Raw genomic sequence first — 7,818 nt, forward strand, 5'->3', positions numbered from 1 at the left:
CCATTACTATACTGTTTGCAATTTCCATTACCATATTGCTCGCTTTGATAACTAGAAGTAATAGCCTCTTGTTTTCGTTTAAAATTATATTTAGATAAAAAATCACGAATTAATAAACCCGCACCTAACAACCCGTGCAACGACCAAGGAAAAGCTAAAATAGGAATATTCCAAAAATAATAAGCCCAGTTATTATTAACACGTTCGCTTGAACCTTGTTGGACAACAAAATTTATTAACTGTGCAAAACTATCGCTACCAAAGCGTAAAGAACTAAGTTTCAACCAAATTATAGTCGGTACTAAACCTAATAAAAGTCCCAGATACAGCATGGGATTTGCTAAATGATGATGACGACGATGCAGTAATATCAAATAAGGTAACAAAGCTATTATCGGTAGAAAAATCATAAAGCTTCTTAATAGGAAGCCTAGAGAAAAACTACAGCCAGCAATCAAACCCCAAAGATAACGATATTTAAAATTTACTTCGGCTTTTAATAAAGATAAAATTCCTAAAAGTACCAAGAAAACCAACGGTACATCTGGAGTTCCTAAACGCGAATATTGTAACCAAAGAAACTCTACACTTAAAATAGCAGCGGCAAGCCAAGCCACTTTTTGATTTAATAATATTTTGCCAATTTCATATGTAATAAATACGCTCAAAACACCCAAAACCATATTTGGTAAACGAACGCTAATTTCATTAACCCCAAATAAGCTGTAAGAAACCGCAACTAACCAATAGAAACCAGGTGTTTTGTGATGGGGACTTTCCCAAGGATTGATCCAGTCTCCCGAATCATACATTAATCGCGATCGCCAAGCGTAAAGCCCCTCATCATGAGCCATCAGGCTGTTATTTCCTATACCCAGTAACAAGAGCGGAACTATCCAAACCAATAAACTTAAATAAGGACAACTTGTCCGAGTGAGATTTAGTTTGATCGGAAAAAACTTGAGTTTGGATGCCATTTGATTAATAAAAATTGCAGATAGCCGATTTAACGAAATTAATTGTTGAGTCTCTTTTTAAAATATGTAAAGTGCTACACCAGGGAATTTTATAATGCTTCGACCAAATCAACGCTTGAAGTTAGATGACACCGACGATCAGTTATTTTACGGGCTTCCTCGTTTTGTTACCCATGTAGACGAGGGATTTATTGAGCAACTTACGGATTTGTACCGTCAACGTCTCCAACCGAATACGCGGATTTTTGACATGATGAGCAGTTGGGTGTCTCATTTACCCGAAGAAATGCAGTTTAGTCACGTTGAAGGACACGGACTGAATGCTGAAGAATTAGCACGTAATCCGCAATTTGACAATTATTTTATCCAAAATCTTAACGAAAATCCCAAATTACCGTTAAAAGACCAAGAGTTTGATGCCGTTCTCAATTGTGTTTCCGTACAATATTTGCAGTATCCGGAAGCAATATTTACTGAAATTCACCGCATTCTCAAACCCGGTGGTGTAGCTATTTTCAGCTTTTCTAACAGAATGTTTTTCCAAAAAGCAATTCAAGCATGGCGCGATAGTAGTGAAACGGGTAGAGTCGAATTAGTTAAAAGCTATTTTCAATCGGTTCCCGGATTTACTCCTCCAGAGGTAATCATAAATCAAACATCCGCACCAAATTTCCTCCAGTGGTTAGGTGCGGGAAGTGGCGACCCGTTTTATGCTGTTATAGCTCATCGAAATTAACAGTTAAAAAAAGGTTAATTGGATTTTAGATTTTGGATTACCCTGCGGTAAGACGCTTCCGCGTCAATGGATTTTGGATTGACTACGGTGAAATCAGCTACAATCTCTGGATAAATCAAGCTTCGAGAGATAAAACCATGACTCTCACGGTATTTTTTCCATAGCTAAACATAGAAAGTTATATTTTTGGCATCCGATTTTTAATCTAAAATCTAAAATCTAAAATTGTTTAGTTAAGAAGTTTAACTGTTGATTAACGTACTCAAATGCGATCAAAAAGTAATTTTTTTTATTGACATATGAAGTATAAAGGATGAGTCATAAAGTATAAATTGTTAATCCTTTATACTTTATTTAGTCAAACATAAATTAGGAGCCAATGGAGTCAAAGATGAATTTTCCCCGTGCGCGTAGGATATTAGCTGCCTTACTTCTTTCGATAATATTACTGACAACAGCCTGCGCTCAAAAAGCACCAGGACGTTTCGACCAAGTACAGCAAGAAAGCAGCCAGCAGAAGAAAGGACAAGCGATCGCTAAAGATGCCACTCAAGGTAGCGAATTTAATAAATTCTTCCCGTCTGCATCCGGTGGTTATGAGCGGGTTTTCACTCAAGAGAAAAAAGGTTTTGCTGAAGCGAAGCTGAAACAAGACGGTAAAGATGTTGCGGTAATGGCGATTTCCGATACCACCAGCTTACCTTCGGCAGCAGCAAAATTTACCAATAGCACCAAAAAAATCTCTGGTTATCCAGCAGTGGAAGTTGGTAGCACCCAAACAGCGATTTTAGTAGACAATCGCTATCAAGTAAAAGTCTTGTCCCGCAGTCCTTCATTTACAGCCACCGATAGAGAAGCTTGGCTCCAGAAATTTAACCTTAACGGTTTATCAAGATTAAAAGCTTAATTGTTATTAATAGTTAGTTGTTAGTTGTTAGTTAATAGTTGTTGTAATAACTCCTAATTCCTAACTCCTAACTTCTAACTCTCAACCCATCTTCCCAGCAATAAATAATCAAGGACTCTACTATCATGAGCAAACCGATTTTTGAATTGGTTGATGAATTGCCAACTAGCGGTTTAACCGTTTCAGCGCTAAATGCGCTTGATTCCATAACCCCAGGTCATTGGAAAAATACAGTTGGTTTTGTCAATACAATTAAAGAAGTAACAGCCGAAACCGACGAAAGCCTCATACAAGCGATCGGGGAACGCGCAATTTATCTTTACAATGACCGCTCTCAAGGTTATCAAAAAGGTTTATGGTTGTACCAAACCGTTGACAGTACCGATAAGGCTTTGGGTGCAGCAGCTTTAGCAAATAAAGTTAGTGGAAAAATTCCTTTAGTTGGAGGTTTAATCAACAGATTTACCCCCAAAGCGGATAAAGCGCAAACTATTGATTTATCTTTGAAATTAATTGCCGAGTTACTAGCTTTTTGCAGTATCAACGGTATTCCTGGAGATAGCATTGGCGATTTTGTCGCTTCCTTGGGTGAATACAGCGGTGAATCCTATATCCGAATGTTAGGACTAGTCTGCTTTGATGGTTTGATTCCTCTAGGTCCCGATTTTATTCAACAAGCCCAATCTGCACTCAATAGAATGAGTCCTAAAGAATTGGAAGACAACTCCACATTCAAGCAGATGAATGATGAAATTCCCGGTAGCAATTCTGAAGGTAAACTTAACTTTATCGGCTCCAGTTTTGATTCAGTCAAAGGTTGGATGAGCAACACCGTATCGAAGAATGATTTAACTCCGCAGAAAGTTGCAGGTAAGTTGAGTAGTTTTGTGGATTTTGCCGACGATAAGTTAGATTATCTCGCCGCTTTCCTCGATGTCAGCACCAACTATTTCGAGCATACAGGTACGCAAACCCTAGCTAGAAGGTTAGTTGAGCGGGCTGTAGCCGAAATTTAGATTTTAGGATTTTCCAGGTAATTGGTAATAGTTCTTGTTACCGATTACCTGCGATTAAAGCTTCTAACTTGTTAGCCTCTTGGCTGGGAACACCCATGAGGAAGGCTCTTTATTCCATTCATTACGAAGGCAGAGCCTTGTGTAATGCATTACAAGGCAGAGCCTTGTAACGAGAATAATGATGATATCCAATTAATTATCTCTAATTCGGTAGCTTCAAATTCGCCGCAACTGCATTTAAATACGGTTCAAATACTGACAAATTCTCCAGCTTTTCAAAGTTACCAGTTTTTAGATCGGGGTTGAAAGCAGTGTTAATTAAATACAGCGCTTTACCATCAAAAGCGACATAACCCGTATGCTGCTCGTATACTCCACCCTTTTGTTTGAGTCCAGCAAAACCGTAACGCACTCCTTCAAGCTTCCCAACCCATACTTTCTGTAGTGGATAAGGAGAAAATAATACACCATCCTTAGTCTTAGCTGCTTTTAAGTTATCGTCATAAACATAATTACCGCTTTTCGCTAACGCTATGTAGTTATTTGTAACCCAAGAATTAAGTGCTGTAGCTATTTGTATAGAATATTTAGGACTTTGATCATTGACGTTGGAATTAGGAGGAATACCAGCATTAAGCAACATCTCTTGAAAATTAGGCTGGCTTTCTAAAGGAAAAATTTGCATTTGCACCGTACCTACAGGTTTCCCATTCGCAGAGACACACAGTAAATTATTCTCTTGTTCGCAGGGATTAATTTTCCAACCAGGTGGAAGCGGAGTCTCTGCAATTAAATTTTGCCAAACATTAGTTTGATCTGATTTTGCACCAACCAAACTTGTAATTGGTGTTTTCACCGAACTTGCTTCTGATTCTTTATCCGCAGAAAAATAAGAAATACCAGTTGCAACACCTACAGGAATCAGTATCAAACCTAGCAATACGTGATAAAGTCGTACCATTTTACTTAAAAATCAAAATATAACGTAAAAAATAGGTTAAAGGTCAAAGGTTAAAGGTTAAATAACTCCTAACTCCTAACTCCTAACTCCTAACTCCTAACTCCTCATTCCTAACTCCTCTGCTCTTCATCCTTTAAAAATCCGCAGGATTAGTACCAAAAACGGTTTCATCTTCCATGTCATCATCATCTAAATCTAAAGGTAAACTTGGTTCCCCTTCTACGCTTTCAATTTTCCCTATGGAAGGAACTTCATTAAATGCAATTTGGGTTTCTTCTCCTGTGTGTGTATCATATGGTTGTGATTGATACGATAACAAACGTTGAAGTTCCTCAAATTTATCTAAAGAAAATACGGCACCGTTTGCTAGAGCAGTTTCTTTGTGAGCCTCTGCAATAATAGCTTGAAATAGGCAAGCGTTGGAAAGATTAACTAAATCGAGGTTTACTCCTAAAAGGTTGGCTCCTGTGAGATTAGCACCAGTAAGTTTGGCATTTGTCAGATTTGCATTTGTCAAATTAGCATCTGTTAAGTCAGCACCAGTTAGGTTTGCATCTGCAAGATTTGCACCTACTAAACAAGCATCTTTCAACTGAGCATTTGATAAATCTGTGTGAGCAAAATTGACTCGGGATAATATTGCTTGTGTTAAATCGGCTTTTGATAAGTCGAGTAGTGTTAAAGATTTTTCACCAATTTGCACTCTTGCAATATCTCTATGGAAAAGTGCTGTTTTAGCAATCAATTTTACTATTGCTTGGGGCTGAAATTCTGTTAAAAGATTGGGATTTCCGCAGGGTGAAAAAGTTAATTTAGTTTCTCGGTAGCAAGCACTAAGCAATAAAAACACATTTATTCCCACTGCTGCATTTACTTGTTCTACATTTAAGGGGTTTTGCAGTTCTTTAAAATAAGACCAAGCTTTATGTGCTATTCCTTCATCTAACCAACGTCCGCTACAGTAACTGTACCAAAATGGCTGTAAGCGATCGCATAACAATTCAAAGGAGAATTTACTTTGTTCTCGTCGCAATCCTTCAATCGCAAATTCTTCAATTTCTGGGGTTAGAATACCGTAACCAAGTAAATAATAAAGATATTCAGCGATATTTTCCGGAGAATCTATAGCAAAAATCATTTCCCCGTAAGCATTGCGATCGCGTTTTGTTAAAGCTGTTAATTTGGTGACAATGGCTTTAGCACAAAGGTATTCTCCTAAGTTGGGGTGAGAGAATTGGGTATGGGGTATAGGGAAGGGGTCATTTTTAAAATAAAAGGCTGATAGCTTACTAAAATCACCTGTAAGATTAATCTTTTTCTTCCGCGAAAATAGAATTTGCAGCGCTACAGATTGTATTTGATTAGGTAGTTCTTGGGAATGAATATATGGGGACATACCGGATGGATGACCCAACAAGCATTGATTAAGACGCTCGTAAATCCTCCACAATACCGCAGCGCTGTTTGTAATTTGAGGATTGGTTGCTAGCTGTAATATCTCATCATCAAGTAGTTCGTTACGGTGTAAAACAGCGAGCAAATATAACGTTAAAGGGTGACGGACAAAATCTGCAAGTAAACATTGAGACCTTTGAGAAAAAGCTTTATTCCTTTTTAATAATGCAAAAAAGTTTTGAGCAACCGTCATCGACTGCACTTTTGACAAATTTGCGAACCACTGTTTCCATTCATCTTGTCCCCAGGGTTGAATTTTAATTCGCTGTAATTTTGCTGCTGCTTTAGTAATAATATCTTGTAGCGCCCAGCTTTGACTGGTCAAAATAATTTTGTGTTTTTTCTCCCTTTGAAACTTCAGTAACTGCTGGATAAAAATAATGTTCAAGGCTCCAGCTTGAGGTAGTTCGTCTAATCCATCAAGTATTAGCAAATACTTATCTTTAGGTTTGAGCCAAGCCGACAAATTTACCCGATCGTTTTTAAAAGCAGATTCAAGGGTTTCTAAAAAAGTTTCACCTATTTTTATTTCTTTAAGATTAATCAAAACAGGTATCCAATCAGGGTAAAATTTCCGTGCAACCCGTGCGGCGAATATTTGACAGAAACTGGTTTTTCCATAACCACTATCTGACTCAATTACAGTAATGGTTTCTAATTCCAACTGTGAAACCACCCATTTCATTAAATCGACTGGCTGATGTTCCTTTACAGGTAAACCTTTGCTCGGAACGTATAAATCTATGAGAGAAAATGATTCTATTAACAGCGGTTCACCAAGTTTTTTAATCAAACTTGCTCGATAACTTTCTCTTGCACAATCAATTTTATCGTCAGATTTCCAATGAATTTCTGTAGTTCTTAATTCAAGAGAATTGCCTAATTTAAAAAACTTTTGTAACTGAGCCAAAATTGTAGCATTTTCACTGACAACTACAATTAAATGTCCTAACAATTTATTCTCTAAACGTCGAATAATCAATTCCGCTTCCGAAGAAGGAACGGTATTAGCAACTAACCAAGCTACAGCAATATGATTAATCTGCTGTACGAAAGAAGAATGAGCAACCTTATAGAGTGCTTCTTCCGCTTGCACATCAGTAAGCTTTTCACCCCTGAAAATTTTTATAAAAGCTTGTAAATGCTCATCTCGCAAGGGTTTTACCGTAGGATTAACGAATAAATTTTCCCCTTGTCCCCTTCTCCCCTTATTATCTGGCAACAGCGTCCTTTCTAACCAAACTCGCGAGAGACCTTGTTCGTCAAGTAGAACTTCTTCTAAAGCTTGTAGATAAGCAACTTGAAAAGTCAACCAAGTAGCTTCATTACGCTTAAAAGGCTTATTTTGTCCCAATAAACTCAAAATACTCTGCGTTAACCGAGCAAATAGACCAATTTCATCCCAAACAGCCCCTAAAGGAAGTTCCATAACTTCTGCTAAAGTACATATATCAAACGGTAAAGGGCTTCTAACTTCCATATCCCGAATTATTCGCAAAGCTACACCCGTAATTTGTGCTTGCGAAAAATCTTTTATTTGACTTATTTCGATATAGTTTTCTGTCAACCAATGTCGAATACTAAAGTTCATTTAAATACTCAGTCGATGTAGAAGTTAAGGGATTTTAGATTAAAAGTTAGGAGTTAGGAGTTAAGAGTTAAGAGTTAGGAGTTAAGAGTTAGGAGTTAGGAGTTAAGAATTAGGAGTTAGGAGTTAAGAGTTAGGAGTTAAGAATTAGGAGTTAGGAGTTAGGAGTTAGGAGTTA

At 37.5% G+C, this 7,818-nt stretch carries 6 protein-coding genes; 3 read left to right on the forward strand and 3 right to left on the reverse strand.

The window, feature by feature from the left end:
- Positions 1–977, reverse strand: a 977-nt coding sequence (locus tag VB797_RS18110) for an ArnT family glycosyltransferase (RefSeq protein WP_323239118.1), incomplete at its 3' end; no start/stop codon positions are given.
- 91 nt (positions 978–1,068) lie between these two features.
- Here VB797_RS18110 and VB797_RS18115 point away from each other — a divergent pair.
- The 3 genes from VB797_RS18115 to VB797_RS18125 all read left to right on the forward strand — a co-directional run bounded on the left by VB797_RS18115 (position 1,069) and on the right by VB797_RS18125 (position 3,636).
- Positions 1,069–1,713, forward strand: a complete 645-nt coding sequence (locus tag VB797_RS18115; RefSeq protein WP_323239125.1) for a class I SAM-dependent methyltransferase — start codon at positions 1,069–1,071, stop codon at positions 1,711–1,713.
- Between the two features lie 391 nt (positions 1,714–2,104).
- The gene (locus tag VB797_RS18120) at positions 2,105–2,620 is read left to right on the forward strand and encodes a hypothetical protein (RefSeq protein WP_323239119.1); all 516 of its coding nucleotides are present in this window, start codon (positions 2,105–2,107) and stop codon (positions 2,618–2,620) included.
- Between the two features lie 125 nt (positions 2,621–2,745).
- Complete coding sequence (locus VB797_RS18125; protein WP_323239120.1) at positions 2,746–3,636, forward strand: hypothetical protein; 891 nt, start codon at positions 2,746–2,748, stop codon at positions 3,634–3,636.
- 202 nt (positions 3,637–3,838) lie between these two features.
- Here VB797_RS18125 and VB797_RS18130 read toward each other — a convergent pair whose 3' ends face one another.
- Both VB797_RS18130 and VB797_RS18135 read right to left on the reverse strand, forming a co-directional pair.
- Positions 3,839–4,597, reverse strand: a complete 759-nt coding sequence (locus tag VB797_RS18130; RefSeq protein ID WP_323239121.1) for a hypothetical protein — start codon at positions 4,595–4,597, stop codon at positions 3,839–3,841.
- Positions 4,598–4,730: 133 nt separating this feature from the next.
- Complete coding sequence (locus VB797_RS18135) at positions 4,731–7,643, reverse strand: pentapeptide repeat-containing protein (RefSeq protein ID WP_323239122.1); 2,913 nt, start codon at positions 7,641–7,643, stop codon at positions 4,731–4,733.
- Positions 7,644–7,818 lie beyond the last annotated feature (175 nt).

The organism is Rivularia sp. UHCC 0363 (assembly GCF_034931125.1).
Classification (GTDB): Bacteria; Cyanobacteriota; Cyanobacteriia; order Cyanobacteriales; family Nostocaceae; genus Rivularia.